Origin of the sequence: Bacteroides propionicifaciens DSM 19291 = JCM 14649, from assembly GCF_000375405.1 — a bacterium.
GTDB classification, from domain to species: Bacteria; Bacteroidota; Bacteroidia; order Bacteroidales; family Bacteroidaceae; genus Bacteroides_E; species Bacteroides_E propionicifaciens.
On record NZ_AQWS01000010.1, the window covers coordinates 35,115 to 52,794 of the forward strand.

At 38.4% G+C, this 17,680-nt stretch carries 12 protein-coding genes; 3 read left to right on the forward strand and 9 right to left on the reverse strand.

Annotated elements, in window-relative coordinates; genetic code table 11:
* Window positions 1-9: 9 nt before the first annotated feature.
* Window positions 10-678 (forward strand): uracil-DNA glycosylase, encoded by a 669-nt coding sequence (gene ung, locus B091_RS0104305; RefSeq protein WP_018108778.1) that lies wholly within the window; start codon window positions 10-12, stop codon window positions 676-678.
* 82 nt (window positions 679-760) lie between these two features.
* Here the strand turns inward: ung and B091_RS0104310 are convergent, their stop codons facing one another.
* Both B091_RS0104310 and ybaK read right to left on the reverse strand, forming a co-directional pair.
* Entirely contained in the window at window positions 761-2,290 is a 1,530-nt protein-coding gene (locus B091_RS0104310; RefSeq protein WP_018108779.1) for a peptide MFS transporter, read from the reverse strand.
* An 85-nt stretch (window positions 2,291-2,375) separates the two neighbouring features.
* Window positions 2,376-2,855 carry a Cys-tRNA(Pro) deacylase gene (ybaK, locus tag B091_RS0104315; RefSeq protein ID WP_018108780.1) on the reverse strand — a complete coding sequence of 160 codons (480 nt, stop codon included), beginning with the start codon at window positions 2,853-2,855 and terminating at the stop codon, window positions 2,376-2,378.
* A gap of 237 nt (window positions 2,856-3,092) precedes the next feature.
* Between ybaK and B091_RS0104320 the strand changes: the two genes are divergently transcribed.
* Window positions 3,093-4,376: a uracil-xanthine permease family protein gene (locus tag B091_RS0104320; protein WP_025069460.1), complete on the forward strand. Its 1,284-nt coding sequence runs from the start codon at window positions 3,093-3,095 to the stop codon at window positions 4,374-4,376.
* 61 nt (window positions 4,377-4,437) lie between these two features.
* On the forward strand, window positions 4,438-6,984 hold the full coding sequence (locus B091_RS0104325; protein WP_018108782.1) for a TonB-dependent receptor: 2,547 nt from the start codon (window positions 4,438-4,440) through the stop codon (window positions 6,982-6,984).
* Between the two features lie 206 nt (window positions 6,985-7,190).
* Here B091_RS0104325 and B091_RS0104330 read toward each other — a convergent pair whose 3' ends face one another.
* Genes B091_RS0104330 through B091_RS11755 form a run of 7 tightly spaced genes read right to left on the reverse strand, consistent with a single transcriptional unit; the run spans window position 7,191 to window position 17,672 of the window.
* Entirely contained in the window at window positions 7,191-7,778 is a 588-nt protein-coding gene (locus B091_RS0104330; RefSeq protein ID WP_018108783.1) for an excisionase family protein, read from the reverse strand.
* A gap of 30 nt (window positions 7,779-7,808) precedes the next feature.
* Entirely contained in the window at window positions 7,809-9,107 is a 1,299-nt protein-coding gene (flxY, locus tag B091_RS0104335; protein WP_018108784.1) for a flexirubin biosynthesis putative acyl-CoA ligase FlxY, read from the reverse strand.
* A gap of 8 nt (window positions 9,108-9,115) precedes the next feature.
* Entirely contained in the window at window positions 9,116-10,774 is a 1,659-nt protein-coding gene (locus B091_RS0104340; protein ID WP_018108785.1) for a C45 family autoproteolytic acyltransferase/hydrolase, read from the reverse strand.
* The gene (locus B091_RS0104345; RefSeq protein ID WP_018108786.1) at window positions 10,767-12,257 is read right to left on the reverse strand and encodes a phytoene desaturase family protein; all 1,491 of its coding nucleotides are present in this window, start codon (window positions 12,255-12,257) and stop codon (window positions 10,767-10,769) included. The genes B091_RS0104340 and B091_RS0104345 overlap by 8 nt, the downstream gene beginning before the upstream one ends.
* The gene (locus B091_RS0104350; protein WP_018108787.1) at window positions 12,254-16,114 is read right to left on the reverse strand and encodes a trifunctional MMPL family transporter/lysophospholipid acyltransferase/class I SAM-dependent methyltransferase; all 3,861 of its coding nucleotides are present in this window, start codon (window positions 16,112-16,114) and stop codon (window positions 12,254-12,256) included. The genes B091_RS0104345 and B091_RS0104350 overlap by 4 nt, the downstream gene beginning before the upstream one ends.
* Complete coding sequence (locus B091_RS0104355) at window positions 16,111-17,301, reverse strand: DUF2062 domain-containing protein (RefSeq protein ID WP_018108788.1); 1,191 nt, start codon at window positions 17,299-17,301, stop codon at window positions 16,111-16,113. Before B091_RS0104355 ends, B091_RS0104350 begins: the two co-directional genes overlap by 4 nt.
* Window positions 17,301-17,672: an ApeI family dehydratase gene (locus B091_RS11755; protein ID WP_025069459.1), complete on the reverse strand. Its 372-nt coding sequence runs from the start codon at window positions 17,670-17,672 to the stop codon at window positions 17,301-17,303. The genes B091_RS0104355 and B091_RS11755 overlap by 1 nt, the downstream gene beginning before the upstream one ends.
* Window positions 17,673-17,680: the final 8 nt, after the last annotated feature.

Genomic DNA, 17,680 nt, shown 5'->3' on the forward strand with positions numbered 1-17,680 from the left:
AAGTTAGATATGGAAGTAAAAATTGAAGATGGTTGGAAAAAAGCACTTAGCCCTGAATTTTCAAAGCCCTATTTCAGCATGCTCACAGACTTTGTTAAGAAGGAATATCTCAATAATGGTCCGATATATCCTCCCGCTTCACAAATATTCAACGCCTTTGATCTCTGTCCTTTCGATAAAACTAAGGTTGTCATTATAGGTCAAGATCCGTACCATGGAGAGGGGCAAGCTAACGGGCTTTGCTTTTCTGTACACCCAGATATAGCGATTCCACCATCACTCAGAAATATCTATAAAGAAATCGAAGGTGATTTAGGTACTAAGCCTCCAACTACTGGAGATTTGAGTCATTGGGCCGAGCAAGGTGTACTGATGCTCAATGCAACACTAACAGTACGAGCCCATCAAGCAGGATCACACCAAAATAGAGGTTGGGAAGACTTTACTGATGCTGCCATCGCAGCTTTGGCTCAAGAGAAAGACAACTTGGTTTTTATCCTTTGGGGTGCCTATGCTCAACGTAAGGGTGAATTTATCAAACGTAGCAAGAAGCATTTGGTGCTGACATCTCCACATCCCTCACCCCTTGCTGCTCATAGAGGATTCTTTGGCAATCACCACTTCAGTAAGACCAACGAATATCTTATAAAGCATGGCAAGACTCCTATAGAATGGTGATTTAACGATATTGTTTATCCACAAAAAAGAGCGTCAAACTGATTAGTTTGACGCTCTTTTTGATATATAATTTGTTTACAGCTTAGTTTGAAACTCTTTCAAGCCATTTAAGCATGAATAGCATTGTAAACATTGAGATTAAACATGCTACTACAAAGATTGACCATGTAGCCCAAATTGGAATACTGTTGTAGAAAATAACACCGATAAATAGTAATTGATTTCCTAGGGCAGTAGCTCCTAACCAAGCACCTTGCATGATACCTTGTAAGTGAGGAGGTGCAACTTTAGAAACGAATGCAATACCCAATGGCGAGATAAATAACTCTGCAATAGTCAGAATCAAGTAAGTACCAATTAGTAATAGCGGAGTTACACGTTGAGCATCTGTTAAACCACCCATTGCAAGTCTTTCTGAATCAGAAGGTAAATCTAGTGATCCAACAGACATTACAGCAAATGCTAGTGCAGCAATACCCATACCAATGGCAATTTTCTTAGGAGTTGACATCTCAAAGCCTTTAGCCTTCATCCAACCAAACAAACCGATAATCACGGGAGTAAGGAATACTACGAAGAAAGGATTAAATGTTTGGAATACCTCAGCACCTTCTAAGGAGGTAAATCCTAAGTTAATCTTAATCAGTTGAGTATAATCATTCGCAAATAACGTTAGGGTTTGACCATTTTGGTGGAATGAGAACCAGAAGAAAATTACAACAGCAAATACAGCAAATAGAGCGTATAGACGTTGTTTAACCTCTTCTTTGTCCATTTCTGGAACTTTAACTACAGTCTCACCATCAGCCACAACAACCTTAACACCTGGGTCTGGTAGGTTTTTCTTATTAATAATAAATACCACTACAGAAATCAACATAGCTACAATCGCTAATCCAAATGAGAAGTGATAACCTGTAACAAAGACATTCAAGTAGTTATTAGCAAACTCAGTTAGATTGGCAGGATCACCACCAACAGTGCTAGCCAACTCGACAAAACGATCTTTGGCAATTGGAGTGATAGTACCGTCCAAAAACTGATTACATAGAGCAGGCAAATCCGAGTTAAAGGCATAACCGTTACTCTGAACCCACCAGTTTCTTAATCCTACAGCCATCAATGGAGCAAACATAGCACCTACATTGATAAACATATAAAATATTTGGAAACCTGTCTCACGCTTACTTTCGTATTTTGGGTTATCATAAAGCTGACCTACAACAGCTTGTAAGTTACCTTTAAACAAACCATTACCAAAAGCAATAGCAAATAGCCCGAAGATTGTAAAAGCAAGAACTGCAGAATAATTGTCTACGGGGGTTTTGGTTGGATATGCAAGAACCACATAACCAGCAGTCATCAAAAGAAGACCTACTAAAATTGTTCCTTTATATTTCTTTGTTTTATCAGCAATAAGACCCCCGACTAATGCGAGCAGGTAAATTAGAGCATAAAACACAGAGTAAATAATAGCGCCTGTTGAGCCTTCAAAAGCAAATTTAAAGTTTAAGAACAACAGAAGAATTGCCATCATGACATAGAAGCCAAAACGCTCTCCCATGTTGGCCAAGGCCGCGGCAAGTAATCCTTTAGGATGATTTTTGAACATAGATTTGTCTTTTTATAGATTAGTATTTGTTGTATCGTCTATCTTTTTGATGAAAATAACTGCAAATATACAGCTAAATATCTATTTAGGTATTAAAAAGAGAGCAAACTTTCGCATTTGTTATCTTTATTAAATCCTTCGGAGCTATTTTAATCTGGAGCCCTCTTTTTCCTGCGCTAACAAAAACACAATCGAATTTATAACAATGCTCATCAATATAGGTTGGAAATTGTTTTTTCATTCCTAGGGGTGAGCATGCTCCACGAATATATCCCGTTGTGGTTAACAAGTCTTTCATTGGAATCATTTCGCATTTTTTATTGCCCGATATCTTAGCAGCCATTTTTAAGTCGACCTCTTCAATGCCAGGAATAATACATACAAATTCTTTTGTCTTATCGCCATGCAAGACTAAAGTCTTAAATATTTGATGCGGATCTTGACCTAAGCCTTCAGCAACATGCGTAGCACTCAGATCAGATTCATCTACTTCATAAGGAACAAGTTCATAAGCAATCTTCTCTTTGTCTAATAAACGTGCAATATTAGTTTTGTTAATTTTCATAAAATAAAAAGTTTGGAAGCGAGACTAGGAAGGTCTCTTTGGCTAATTTCAGCATTTTATGGCTAATTATAGCTATAAATAACATTTATTTTTAACCAAAACTAAGTTTATTGCTTGTTTACAGGCTATTAATATATTTTACTCTTGGTAGTCAATAATTTTGTAGAATCATTCTGTTTCTCGTAAATTAGCAGTTCACGGATGTTGGTCAATAAAACATCTATAAACTACTCTTATATGAAATTCAAATACAATTTGGACGATAAACTCGCCCCTTTCCCATTGATGATGTACGGCCTTCAGTGGTTTTTAGTATCCATCCCTATGGTGCTTATTATCGGAGCTGTTGTATCTCACATACAAGGTTTTAATGCAGCAGATCAAACCCTATACACACAAAAGCTAATGGCAGTTATGGGTATTGGGCTTACAGCTCAAGTCCTTTGGGGACATAAGCTACCTGTAGTGATCGGACCTGCATCGGTTCTACTGATTGGAATTCTCGCTTCGGGCACAGACAGTATAACAGAAATATACACCTCCATTATTATCGGAGGTATTTTTCTATTAGTACTTTACCTGAGCAAACTATTGTCCAAACTTCAGTTTATCTTTACTACGCGTATTATTGTTGTTATAATGGCTTTGATAGCCTTTACGTTAGCTCCAGTAATTCTTGATTTAATATTTTCCAATGGTGACGGTGTGTTTTCACTACTTTTTGCCGTGAGTGCAGTCTTTTTGATGACTCTTGCTAACAAACTGCTCAAAGGTGTATGGAACTCTACAGTAGTCTTATTGGCTTTACTAATTGGTACAGGAGTATATTTCATATTCTATGGACTTCCTCCCGCTACCGATGCTCTAGTTGTTGAAGCGGTAAACCCAGTTTTCGTACTTCCATTTAAGTTTAACGGAGCAATCATTCTCTCATTCTTGTTTTGCTACGTAGCACTACTTGTCAATGAACTAGGCTCTATCCAATCGGTAGGTCAAGCATTAAAAGCAGACCATATGGATAAAAGAAGCCAGCGTGGTGTCGGAATCACTGGAGCTCTAAATATTTTCTCAGGTTCAATTGGAGTAATCGGTGCTGTCGACTATTCGATGAGCCTCGGACTAATCAACGCTACGGGGTGTGCTTCACGACGTGCGTTGATTCCTGCAGGGATTGCTTTGTTTGCTTGTGCTTTTCTTCCCGACGCTCTTGCACTCTTTACTTATATTCCTGAGGTAGTTATGGGAAGTATCATGATCTATCTTATGGCTTCACAACTCTCAGCTTCATGCCAGATGGTTGCAACTAACGATATAGTTAAGAACTTTAACCACGGAGTTATTATTGGCTTACCACTAATGATCGCCTTGCTAATAGCATTTATGCCTGACGAAATGTCTGCTCAGATTCCTTCACTCGTACGTCCTATACTAGGTAATGGGTTTGTCATGGGTGTTATTTGTGTGTTGGTTTTGGAGCACGGTATATTTAGAGAAAGTTCAAATAAACAGCAAAAATCATAACATATTAGGATTGACTGGCTGTTAAATATAAAGTTACTTTGTACACATATAATTTTATAGTATGACACAAAGTAACAAAATATGCTTAGCTCTACTGGTTTGCCTGATTTCGGCACCCAGTTGGGCTGGCCAAAATACACCCGACGAAGCTCCTCGAGATAGTCTTAAGACCTACAACCTCGAAGAAGATGTAGTAATCATTGCTTCTCCTAAAGAGAATAAAACCTTAAGAGAACTACCCAGCTCGGTAACGCAACTCAATAAGAGAATCATACAAGCCTATCAAGTACGATCGATTAAAGACCTAACAGGAGTAGTTCCCAATATTTTCATTCCCGACTACGGATCAAAACTATCCTCTGCCATATATATTCGTGGAATAGGCTCGAGAATAAATACACCACCGGTTGGGCTCTACGTTGACGATGTTCCTTTTATAGATAAATCTGCTTTCGACTTCGACTTCTCGGACGTTGAGCGAGTAGATATTCTGCGAGGTCCTCAAAGTACGCTTTATGGACGTAATACTATGGGAGGCTTAATTAAGATTTATAGCAAATCTCCTTTCGACTACCAAGGAACAGACTTCAAGGTAGGTGCAGCAACCTATGGCGACTACAATGCCAGCCTCTCACACTACCATAGAGCTAGCAATAATTTTGCTTTCTCAACTACAGGTTTCTTTAAACGTAAAGGTGGATATTTCAAGAATAGCTACCTAGACGACAAAGTTATCGACCGTGGATTATCTGGAGGTGGAAGATTTAGAGGAATTTTGATTCCCTCATCCAACCTTAAACTCGATTTAAACCTCAACTACGAATACACCGACGAAGGAGGATTCCCATACGGAAGATATGATGATAAGAGTGGTGAGTATTTTAATCCAGCTACGAACCGTGAAGGAACTTACCGAAGAGGTTTATTCAATGCGGGATTAAACCTAAACTACCAAGCCTGTAATTTTGACTTATCGGCTATTACAGGATATCAGAACCTGAATGACCGAATGTTTATTGACCAAGACTTCTCTCCAAAAGACATCTTTACAATTGCTCAAAAGCAAAAGTTAAACACTCTATCTGAGGAGGTTATATTTAAGTCAAAACCAGGACGACGCTGGGAATGGACCTCGGGTATCTTTGGCTTCTATCAGAACCTACGCACACATGGCCCAGTTTGGTTTCATGAAGATGGAATTAATAGCTTGATTAAGAAAGGAGTCGATACGGGCCTTGCCCATGGTATCGGGATGATAAACGGTATGATTCCTCAGGTCCAACCCGAAGGCATGCCTTTCCCTATGCAACCTTCAGTCTCTGCCGACTTTTACATTAAAGACAAAGACCTACTTGTCGATGGATTATTTAAAACACCCATATATAACGCGTCGGTATATCATCAATCCACAATAAACGATGTTTTTGTCAAAGGATTATCTCTGACAGCTGGACTGCGTATCAACTACGAACACAACCGATTGGATTATAAATCAGGGAGCAATATCAATTATGGACTCGATATAGCGGGTAAAGCGACCACTCCAGTGTTTGAGAAGGTATATGGTCCCTATAATGTTCCCCTGAGCAGTAACCCTACGCTCAACGGAAAGCTCTCTAAAAACCACTTAGATTTTCTTCCTCGATTTGCACTACAATACGATTTCGATAGAGATAATTCGGTATATGCAACCATTAGCCGAGGTTATCGCTCGGGAGGCTATAATGTACAGATGTTTTCGGACCTTATTCAGTCGCAAATGCAAACAACCATGCGAGACGACATGATGCAAGGAGTTATGAAAGCTGGTATGGAGAAATATGCTTCGCTTGATGCTCCAACCAAAGCAATGGTCGATAAGATGATTGATAAGGTGCCAGAACATATCAAAGAGATGCTAACAGGTGGCATGCCAGAATCTGAACCGATGGACATTGAGAAGTCAACGGTTTTCAAACCCGAATACACTTGGAACTATGAGATAGGGACTCACCTAACATTTTTGGACGGTAGATTTAAGGCCGATTATGCGGTATTCTTATTAAATACAAAGAACCAACAAATTGCAAAGTTTGCCGAAAGTGGTTTGGGTAGAATCACAGTCAACGCTGGTAAAAGTCGAAGTTACGGCGCTGAAGCAAATATGCGTTACCGCATCAACGACATTTTAACCCTTCATGCTGCCTATGGGTATACGCATGCAAAATTCACGGAATACAAAACCAACGAACGCATCAATGGCAAACTAGAAACTATTGACTACGCAGGCAAACGAGTTCCATTTACACCCAAACATACGCTAAACACAGGATTTGATTTAAACTTCAAACTTAAGAATCAAGCGTGGCTAGATCGTATTTTGTTTAACACAACCTACTCAGGAGTGGGAAGAATATATTGGACAGAGTCGAATAATGTTAGTCAAAAATTCTATGGAACCGTCAATTCAAGAATTAGTTTCATCAAAGGAAAAGCCTTTATGGATCTTTGGGGTCGTAACCTAATCAATAAAGATTACGCGACTTTCTATTTTGAATCAATGGGGACTGGCTTTATGCAAAAAGGTGCACCAGCTCAGTTTGGAATCAGCCTAGGCTGTCAGTTCTAGTTCAACTATCTAAATACTGATGCTTTACTCCTTTTACAAACGAGTAAGTCGCATGAGGTAAACCACTAGGTCGGTCAAAGTGACTACCCTACTCACTCAAAACTTAGAAGCTAGAGCCATAAATGCTCCTCATGTATAGAGTAAAAAAGAAGCCTGTTTGAAATTAATCAAACAGGCTTTACTTTATATATTCAAACAAGGTGAATTTATCGTCTTAGGCTAATATCTTTAAAGGCTGAATGAATAGAATTGGCCCAGAAATTACGTAATCCAAAGCCACGAGATTTACCCGATATTTTGGCATGAGTGATAATCTGCTTATTAGCCAAGTCAAAGAATACTAGTTCGTAAATTCCTCTATTTCTTGGCTTATTCAGCTCCTCAGCAATTAGAATTACGCCGTAACCCTCATCCTTTTTAAAATCTATACTATTAATGATATCTTGAAGCTCTGTTTCTTCAAAAGGAGTTACTATGCTTGGCCTATCGAGACTTTCAGTAGTTATACCACTATTTAGTTGATTGACAGGCCCTAGATCCACGCTGACTATATCAACTTTGGTTTTTTTGGCCAGCTTCTTAATATACTTAGAGTACTCTCTCTGAATCAGAGAGTTTATCTCATCAAATGTAAAAATAAACTTCGACGACGATTCAGCAGCACCAACAATTCCTACATGAGAATAATCAACGCCATAAAAGGTTGCTTCTTTAACATCCTTAAGAGCTTCCTTGCTTTGACCAAAGACCATTGAGCTCACAAATAAAAAGGCAGACAATAATATCTTTTTCATAATTATAAAATTTTGTACTAAACACAGTTTTTATCTTAAGTCTATAAACTTGACTAACTTACGACTAGTTGGTGGTTGTTGAACCTTAGAGATATATTCGGCTGATTCAAAACGAATAGTGGGTGCAACCCGCACTTTAGAACGAAACAAATCTTTTACACTCTTCTCAAACTCTTTAGTTTGAAGAGAACTACTCAGGCGAACTAAAATTTCATCCGTACCTAAGTCATTGGTGTAAACCTCAACAACATAGTTGTGAATATCTTGAATATTATCCAATATATCAAACAAAGCAGGAGGATATAAAGTTGTCCCTTTAAACTTTATCATTTGTCCTTTACGACCTAGAATAGAGCTCAACCGAGTTGTATTTCTACCACATTTACACGAGTCTGTATAATGATAGCAGACATCTCCAGTCTTGAAACGTAGAAGAGGCATTCCTGTAACACCTAGATTGGTTATAGTTACTTCACCAGGTTCACCTTCAGGGACAGGCTGATTATTGTCGTCTAAAAACTCTACAATTATCAATTCGGGCTGAAGATGGCCACCACAAAAATGTTCACAATCGGTAAAAGAAGATTGCATTTCTGTTGAAGCATAAGTTGAATACAGCTTCATATTAGGCCATTTCTCGTGAATCTTCTTTCCTAGAGTATTGAGTTCGAAAGTATCGGGGGTTCTTAAAGCTTCACCGATACAAATGCACTTCTGTAAAGTAGAGTTATTATAATCTATACCGTTCTTTTCGGCAAAATCAATCAGCTTCATCAAGAAGGACGGTACTATCATTCCGCAATTCGAATTGATTCGGCCAATGGTATCCCACTGCAATTCAGGCATACCATTACCAACTCGTGCAACACCCATCCCCAACTCTCTAGCACCCATAAAATAGGCCAAGCCAGCCATAAATCGACGATCTATAGTGGTCATAAGTTGCAATACATCCTCACGAGTACAGCCCGTGGTCGAGAAAGAGAGAAACTCATTATAAGAAAGTCGATCTAGGTCTTTATCGGTTAAGACAAAAGTTACGGGTTCGCCAAGGGTTCCCGATGTAGTAACATAGTCGATGATTTCATCTTTGGGAACACAGATAAAATCAGCATTATAGAGTTGAAGATCCTGCTTCGTTGTTACAGGAATCTTCTGTAGGTCTAAGAGCGTATTTATTCCATTAATATCAATTCGATGTTCTACAAACATCTTTTGATAGAATTTAGAATTCTCAGACAGATATTTCAAGGCAATTTTCAGCTTTTCCTCTTGAAAAGACTTTATGGCCTCTTTACTTTCAAATTGGATTTCGGGGTATCGTGTCAAAACAAGTGTTATTTTATGATTTTCAGAGCAATCCTTTCTCGCTCATATTTCTTAGGGATGGGTTTTTCAAGCGCCATAGTCCAATACTGATTGGCTGTATGGGTATCAAAACTGCTGTAGTAATCGCCAACCCTTTCATAAACATAATAATAATCAGGATTAGATTTCACAAACAGGTCTATAGAATCATTTGAAATCGTACTATTCGTACTAATTTTATCATTAAGCACAGATAAAATCTCTTTGTAGGTTAATAATTGCTCGTATTCAGGACTAAAGAGAAACGGGTCTTTACCCACAGTAAGTTCGGGGATATTTATATCCGTAAAATAGTCTAAACTATCGGAGAACACCTCGTTTAAATGATAAGCAACATACTCACCACATTGCCAAGGTGAGGTTGAAACCCACAAGATGTTTTCATCGGGCTGCATAATAACACTATGGTGAGCAATCAGCTGATTCAAAGCGAGTTCATTAGTAAGCCCAAGCTTTTCATTTTCAATACCATCTCTATTCCTCAGGATATTTACAGCCTTCGAAGGGTCTATTGGAGACTCCTGAGCTAGTAGTTCTTGGAGTCGAGCATAACGATATGGACTATCAGAAGTTTCAATGTTTTCGATGTTTCGAGAGTCTTCCTTAAAAGCATCCGATTGGAAATGATTTGTGCAGATTATTTGCCCCTCAATTGGTGAGTAGAATATGCCAATATTCTTAGGCGATTTTTCTATTATAGCAGCTTTATTATCTTTCTTGGATGCAATCAGGATAGATTCAGAGACAAATGTTTTACGACTCTTGGCAATGGCGTAAGCCTCATCGATAGTTGAAGCATATTGCAAAATCTCTCTAACCAAAATCGATATTGGTGTAGCAGATGAAGTTGGCATATCAGACTTAGCTGCATTAATAGTTACAGCCAGCCCCGCTTCGTTCATTCCCGATAGAACACCAATCATACCTGCCCAACCCACCGAAGCAAAGCGATAACCCTTATCGGGCTCACAGAAAGTAACCAGTTTGTTTTTGGCGAAATCATCACCTACATAGAAGTCGAAGTTTCGGCCAAGAATCAGTTTGCCATCCGAAGAAAAAGAATCCCAAGAGACAAAGGAGCTGCATCCTACCATCATGTAGTCTTGCAAGGCATGACCCAAATCGTGAGCTGCATGATAATTTAATTGTCGCTCATAAGCATTGCCAATCATGTCATACTCGTTTGTACACGATTGAGCAATACCATAAATTTCGTTTCTATACTCTTGTGGAATATTTTCGCCTAAGTTACGATTGAATACTACGATAAAAGAACGTAAGAACTTCAGATAAGAGTCAGATGGAATAATCTGTCTAATCTGGTCTATAAAGACGGTCTCTTGGTAATAGAGTAAATCTTCGGTTAGCTTGCCAGCGGCATAACCTCGATCAAAATCAGACCCTGATATCTTCATTTCCCATAAGCCATACTTGTTTTGTCTCAGCCAATCGTCTCCATAAGTACGAATACTATCGTAATGAAATGATTGAACTTCTCTTGAATCAGCAAAGATATGTTGAGGTTCTTTCATGTCGGCCGAAAAATAAAGCCCAGCAACTAACATGACTATCAACATAAGAACAGCAAGATGAGCAACTACGGTATATTTTAAAATTCGTCTAAACATTTCCAATCTTTTTGGTGAGGTAATCTTGTCCTAGCAATTCAGCACAAGAAAACAGCGAGGTTATTGTAACGCCTAAAGCTCCATGTACATTTACATTCTGCCCTGTGAATAATAATCCTTTTAGTTTGGTCCTAGGCGATATCAGCGTAGCAAGCGGATTATTAAAGTCCTTCACAATACCAAAAGCTGAACCATCGACAGTTCCTGTATAATCTCTAAAACTCAAGGGTGTAGTGGTATGAATATCTTTTATATTAGCATCAAAATCATAACCGTAATCTTTGACCAGATCCAAGAGTTGGGCAGCTTTTTCAACCTTAAAGTCCAAGTAAGAAGCACCTCTTCGCTCAGGCAATGTATTGCTCCACTTCTCAACTTCACGCATATACATGGGAGCAAGGATTGATATTACGTTAGCATATTGAGGGTCTTGTGATGTTGCTTGCATAGAAACCAAGCAGTTGCGAAGCTCATGCGCATCTGTTCGCTTATCATACCAAACCTCTTTATCTCTATGAATATAGATGTTGCGATTCAGGTAATCGTAGCTCTTTTCCTTCATTAGGAGATGAACTGAAAAAATGCCATAACTGTTCTCGAGGTCATTGATACGAGAAGCATAGACTTTTCTGATTGAACGATTCTTATCTAATATCTTGAGTGTAGATTGAGGATGGATAGAGGAAATTACATAATCACAATCTATACGTTCATCACTTAGCAACTCCACACCAACAATAGCATCATTTTGGACTACAATGCGAGTAACCTCTGAATCGCTCAATACGACTCCTCCGTTTCGCTCTATTTGTCCAGCAAGAGCATCTGCAACTTGACCACTCCCATCAACAAATCGATAAGCACCTTCAAGATAAGATTGCATCACCATGCCATGCTCATAAAAAGAAGACTTCCCTTTCAGCCCATTATAAAGCAAGCTAGTACTGGCCAAAACATTTTGAAGTTTACTGTCCGTGGTACAATCTGCTATTAATCCTGCTGCGGAAGTAAAGAAATAGTCAAAACCTCCATCAGTCAGCTTACCCTGCTTGAGCGTGTCGATACTGACAGATTGTCCAACAGCTTCAAGCTTTTGGACATATCTAGCCAAGCCTTCACGTTCACTAGGGAAAGAAGTACTTAAAGTTTCGATGAAGTTTTCTTTACCCATTGCATAGTTGTAGGTAGATCCTGAATAATGAATTTGGTCAAAGCAGTCTTCGTCTAGTTTTTTTATGGACAGCTTATCCATAATTCCAAAATACTTGAAGGACTGATTAATGAACTGCCCCTCTTCTAAGCTTCCCACATAGTGGATTCCTGTATCAATCCCATAACCTTTGCGTTTATAGGTTTGGAGGCAACCTCCAATCAAACTATTTTTTTCCAATACACAGACATTGTAGCCCTCTTTACTCAAGATAGCACCACATTCGAGTCCGCCAAGACCACTTCCGATTATTACGACATCAAACTTATTCATCCTTTATGCTTTTCTAAAATATAGATTGTATTGGAGGTATACTTATCATTGGGCAAAGCTTCAACACTCATACCACAAGAAATCGCCATATCCCTAATCTGTTGCTCGGATGTAAAACTAAGATTACCATCAGTCTGATTAAAGCAAAAGACTTTGGTAGAAAGAAATTCAGTAATCTTGGTTAGCTTATGCTTTTTATGGTTTGACGAATCTCCATCACGTATAATTATTTGCCCCCCTGGGTTCAGCTTATTGGAACATCGACTCACTAGCAAAGCCTGCTCTGTTGGAGCCATATAGTGAAGCATATCATTGAGAATAAACACATCACTATATGGTAAATCATAATCTAAGGCATTGGCATATACAAAATCTAGCTGAGGAGTCTTCAACCAACCGCGTTTAGCAATAGCGATTTTTCCCGAATCATAATCAAGTCCTAGAATCTGTCGTTTATCAGACAACATGGACAACAAATAACATAATGGACCGAGACCACATCCAATATCAGTAATAATTGCATCGCGAGGAATTATTCGATCAAAGCGGTCATAACATTTCTCCATCTTTACCTTAACCCGAATATACCACTCTACTACAGGACCTTTATATATATAGTTTGAAACTAGCGCTTCATAAACCAGTGGATTGGAAGCCGAAGCTTCTTGTTTTTCGATTCTAGCATATTCTTGTCGAAAGAATCGACAGAAATTCTTAGACGTTTCTTGATAAGTATCACCCCACGCAGGGTCATCATAAGAGACACGTTCGAATATACGGCAAGCCAGTTTTCCTTTATAAACATAGAATGGCTGAGACTTAGCGATAATCAGGTTATTGCCATGAAACAGAACTGGCAATATATCTAGATGTAGAGACTTAGCCAAAGCAAAAGCACCCTTACGGAAGCGCTTAATAGACCCGTCCAACGAACGAGTACCCTCAGGGAACACTGCAATAGAATAACCCTCATTTATTTTATCCTGAAGCTTCTCCAGAGAGGTTTCATATCCTTGATCTACATTTTGAAAGCCTGCTGAACGAACAATATATCCAAATAAAGGTGAATTCCACACCCATTTATTGGTAATCAAGACAATCTTAGGAGAGAGTGCCAACAAGCCAATAATATCAATGAAGGATTGATGGTTGGCAATAAGTAGCATCGGAGTTTTGAATCGTTCGTTCCCAATATTCACCAAGTCTTTACGGACAAACCACGCACATTTTAATAGTAACCTACTAAAGAGGTGCATTAAGTAACAAATAGTGGCTTGCTTCATTCTTTTGGAGATAGGAATCAGGTAAGAGACTAGAATATAAATATTAATAACCAAACAACCGACAACGAACAATACAAACATAGCTAGCGTACGAACAATCCCATACAAGGTGTTTGGAGCAAGTCCTTTGCTAGTTGGCTTAGTTATTAGCAAATTAAAGATAACGGGTTGAATGGTATAAGAGACTAAAACAACTGTCGCAATCCCCAGAATAGAGATTAAGGCTATCGAGTATAAAGCTGGATGCTTAGCAACAATCAATACCCCCATACCCACTAATATCGTAAAAGCAGAAAAGAATATTGCTGTTTTATGTGAGTTAATAATCTCCTCCCCTTCGCTATACTTCTTAGTCAATCCATCCATAATAAAGATACTAAAATCGTCGCCTATACCAAAAATAAAGGTAGCGAGAATAATATTAATGATGTTGAACTCGATACCAAATATCCCCATCAAACCTACGATAATTACCCAGCTCAAGAACATGGGTAAAAAGCTAAGTATAGCAAGTTCGATTCGACCATAAGAAATCCACAAAGCTACAAATACTAGAATTGAAGATATTAATAGCACTAAGTTAAAGTCAGCATTTAGACTTGAAACCCATTGATTCGTAAAATAAGCACGGTCGAAGATAACCAAATCCAAATCATCACTAAAAGAACTATAGACCAACTCTTTATAATCAGCATTTAACTTCACCTGAGTGATGAGCATAACCTTACCATCAGCCAGAGTAATCCAATCTTCCAAAACCCCGTTATCGGCTTGAGAAGTAAACTTATCAGATAAGCTTGTATATGAACGATCAATTAAATGCTTGAAATTGGCAAAAGCATCTCTCTTAAAGCCCAAAGACTCACCCGAACTTGAGACATTATCATAAACCCGAGCTTTGTTTGCTTCTTGCCAATAAGTATTCCATTGGTCTAATCTGTCTTGTTGCTGAGCCTCAGACAAAACAAAATCAGATATAGATGCATAATCTTCTACTAAGCCTTGAGCTTGCAAGCTATCAAGTTTTTGGTTGGTTTTAGCATACTCCTGAGCTGCCTTATCAAAGCTAGTACCTACACTAACAAAGAATACATTTTGCTTATCCTGTTGAAACATACTACTCAGCTCCATTTCAGCTTCCTCAAGATGCTTGGGCCAGTAGTTTATTTTCATCATATCGTCGTTAAACCGTACATACTGAGAGGCGTAAAGCCCTATTATAGTCAGTACACAAATCAGACCTATCAGCCATCTATTCTTTTCGAATTTATAAGAGTTGATTCGATCTATAATAGACAATACAAAACCCTTAGCATCGTTAGACTGCGGAGAGAGAAATTGAGGGAGAAATAGCAAGCAAAACAGTGTTGTTCCAACCAATACCAGAGAGGTGAATAGACCAAAATCTTGCAATATCTTAGAGGATGTAAAAAGTAAGCCAAGGAATGCACCAATAGTAGTAAAACTACCAATAGTGAGTGGCGAAGCTATCTCCCTGATGAGTTGTTCAACACTGCTACTATGATTCTGATGAGACAACATATGAATGGAATAGCTTAGCGCTATACCGATAACAGCAGAGCCTGCTCCCATGGCTATAATAGAGATAGAGCCTTTAATGAAAAATATAAAGCAGAGTGAAAACAGCACACCAAAAGCAACTGGAGCAAAGACTAAAATTAAAGCTCTCTTCTTGCGAAACACCAATAGCAAAAACACTGTAATAACAACAAGTGCAAATAAAGAGGTATATAAGACATCCTGCTTAATTTGGCGAGCATTATAAACACTTACCGAAGGCCCACCAAAGTATTTTACAACAACCGTAGGGTTTTCTCGATTCAGCTGGTCAATTTGCTTCTCAAGCACATCGATTAGTTGTTCGTTAAGTCCTGTTTCAGACAAGCCATAGACTGGAGTAATAAACATCAGAAGGTGCTTTCCGTCTTCAGAGTACACATGACCATCTGAAACGGTATAGTTGCCTTCCATACGGAAGTTTTCTAAATTCTTTAAGGCTTCATTACCGATACCTAGCGGGTCACGAGCAACAAAGTTTTTCAAGGTATAACCTGCTGGTGTTAGCAAACGACTATACGCCTTATATAATTCATTATCAAGCGCACTATTATTTGTCACTAGGCTATCAATGCGTTGGTAATCGCTACTATCCAGAAATAGTGGAAGATTGTCGTAAATCAGGTTGCTGGTCTTTTCAATTAGATTTTGATCAACTTCTAGAAATACATCCTTCACCAATGTAGGCTTTAGCTTATGCTCTATACTATCACGTAGCTCATTAGCTATTATCGAAACGTCTTCGTTGTCAACAGCATTAATAGAATCGGTTGAGCTTAAGAAAACAATAACCTTATCTTTAATCTTAAGGTTGCTAAATACAAATTCTGCATTTTCGGCTTGACGAGTGCTAGGGAAAAAGCTTGATATGTTTTCATCGAACCGTACTTGGCGAGCATAAAACCCCAAAACGAGTACACTAGCAAGCAGAATCGAATAAAACACAATCTTATGCGCTCTAAAGTATCTATATATACCGATTAATAAAGATATCATTCAACAATGTTCTTTCGGGTTAGACGTAGAATAACAAATGAGATTGCTCCTATAAGAAGACTACAAAACACTGAAAACAGAAGGCTCCCAACTAAGTATTGGCCCAAGACAGTCTTTATTGCATCAAATGAAAAATCATTCAACTTCAGTGATGGAGATTGATCTAAGGCCAAAGCCCCCGTCAGATAACTTCCATAAAGCACCAAGGGCGTCAACGGAGGAATACTGATATTGGCAGCAATCAATGTTATTACCTTGTTTAACTTCAGGAACTGAGCCAATAAAACAGCAACAATCATCTGATAACCCCAAATGGGAAGTATACCCAGTAAAACACCAAGCATAATTGACTTTGTTATTGTGATGTTACTATCCTTAGTTTTCAATAAATGCTTATCAAAAAAGGCCTTTATGTTGGTCCAACTGAGTTTACGGAAGAAGTTACGAGGGTGAATCAATAGTAGGGCAATAATCACCAAGAATGTATTTAATATTGAAATCCTCGTAAAGTCGGCTAGTGGCCTAAAATGAGATATCCGTTCGCCCTTGGGAGGGTAATATACATTGATAGGAACATTAACCACCGCAATACCCTTCCAATTTGCAAATACTATTATTTCGAGTTCATATTCGTACTTAGCCGTGTACCACCACTTGTCTAAGCTTAGCTTTTCAAGAGGATATAAACGGAAACCTGACTGAGTATCTGCAAGTTTTACTCCAGTTTCGACATAGTACCAGAAGTTGGAAAACCTATTAGCAAAAGTGTTTTTGCCTGGCATATTCTCTTCTGCAATATTTCGAGATCCTACAATGAGGCTATCGGGATGTTGCTCGATATAATCTATAAAGTGTGGAATATCACTTGCAAAATGCTGACCATCCGAATCAATCGTAATAGCATATCTAAAACCCATCTCTTTGGCTCGAATAAAACCAAGCTTAAGAGCGACACCTTTTCCTCTATTAGCAGAATATGTTATCAGATGAATATCACTAGTCTTAGCAAGAATTTCGGATGTCGAATCAGTTGAGCCATCATTTACAATAATGATACTTGAGCTATACGATTTAACATCAGATATAACGGCAGACAGGGTTTGGTCATTATTATAGGTTGGAATAATAACAACTACGCCTAGCTCTTTGAGCCGATCAATCCAATAAGAGTCCTTTATATTTTTCATTAATCAACTGCTATTTGTCCTTTAAGCTTGATAAACACTTCCGAATTGGCCGTACCAATAACTTGAAGTTTAATTGTACTGTCCACTAGCTGCCCCATCTCTATATTAAAACTCAATTCAGTATCTTGTCTTGGGTCAAGCATCTTCAAAAACTTAGTCGAACCAATTTTAGTGAATCGAATTGACGTTCCAAGATACTGTTGCAATAACTGCTTAATCATGTAAATCGAACATACTCCAGGCACCACAGGTTGATTGGGGAAATGCCCTTCGTAAATGTCGTGTTGAGGATTAAGCCCTACAACAGCCGATAGATGCTGATTAAGATATTCAAGCTCTTTAACGGCGAAAAAATCATTCATGGTTGTCATAATCTTCT

Excerpts from the sequence above, each read along its gene's own strand:
- B091_RS0104340 (WP_018108785.1), bottom strand. The coding sequence starts at position 10,774 with ATGTTTAGACGAATTTTAAAATATACCGTAGTTGCTCATCTTGCTGTT.
- B091_RS0104350 (WP_018108787.1), bottom strand. The coding sequence starts at position 16,114 with ATGATATCTTTATTAATCGGTATATATAGATACTTTAGAGCGCATAAG.
- B091_RS0104345 (WP_018108786.1), bottom strand. The coding sequence starts at position 12,257 with ATGAATAAGTTTGATGTCGTAATAATCGGAAGTGGTCTTGGCGGACTC.
- B091_RS11755 (WP_025069459.1), bottom strand. The coding sequence starts at position 17,672 with ATGACAACCATGAATGATTTTTTCGCCGTTAAAGAGCTTGAATATCTT.
- B091_RS0104330 (WP_018108783.1), bottom strand. The coding sequence starts at position 7,778 with ATGAAAAAGATATTATTGTCTGCCTTTTTATTTGTGAGCTCAATGGTC.
- ung (WP_018108778.1), top strand. The coding sequence starts at position 10 with ATGGAAGTAAAAATTGAAGATGGTTGGAAAAAAGCACTTAGCCCTGAA.
- B091_RS0104310 (WP_018108779.1), bottom strand. The coding sequence starts at position 2,290 with ATGTTCAAAAATCATCCTAAAGGATTACTTGCCGCGGCCTTGGCCAAC.
- B091_RS0104320 (WP_025069460.1), top strand. The coding sequence starts at position 3,093 with ATGAAATTCAAATACAATTTGGACGATAAACTCGCCCCTTTCCCATTG.
- B091_RS0104325 (WP_018108782.1), top strand. The coding sequence starts at position 4,438 with ATGACACAAAGTAACAAAATATGCTTAGCTCTACTGGTTTGCCTGATT.
- ybaK (WP_018108780.1), bottom strand. The coding sequence starts at position 2,855 with ATGAAAATTAACAAAACTAATATTGCACGTTTATTAGACAAAGAGAAG.
- B091_RS0104355 (WP_018108788.1), bottom strand. The coding sequence starts at position 17,301 with ATGAAAAATATAAAGGACTCTTATTGGATTGATCGGCTCAAAGAGCTA.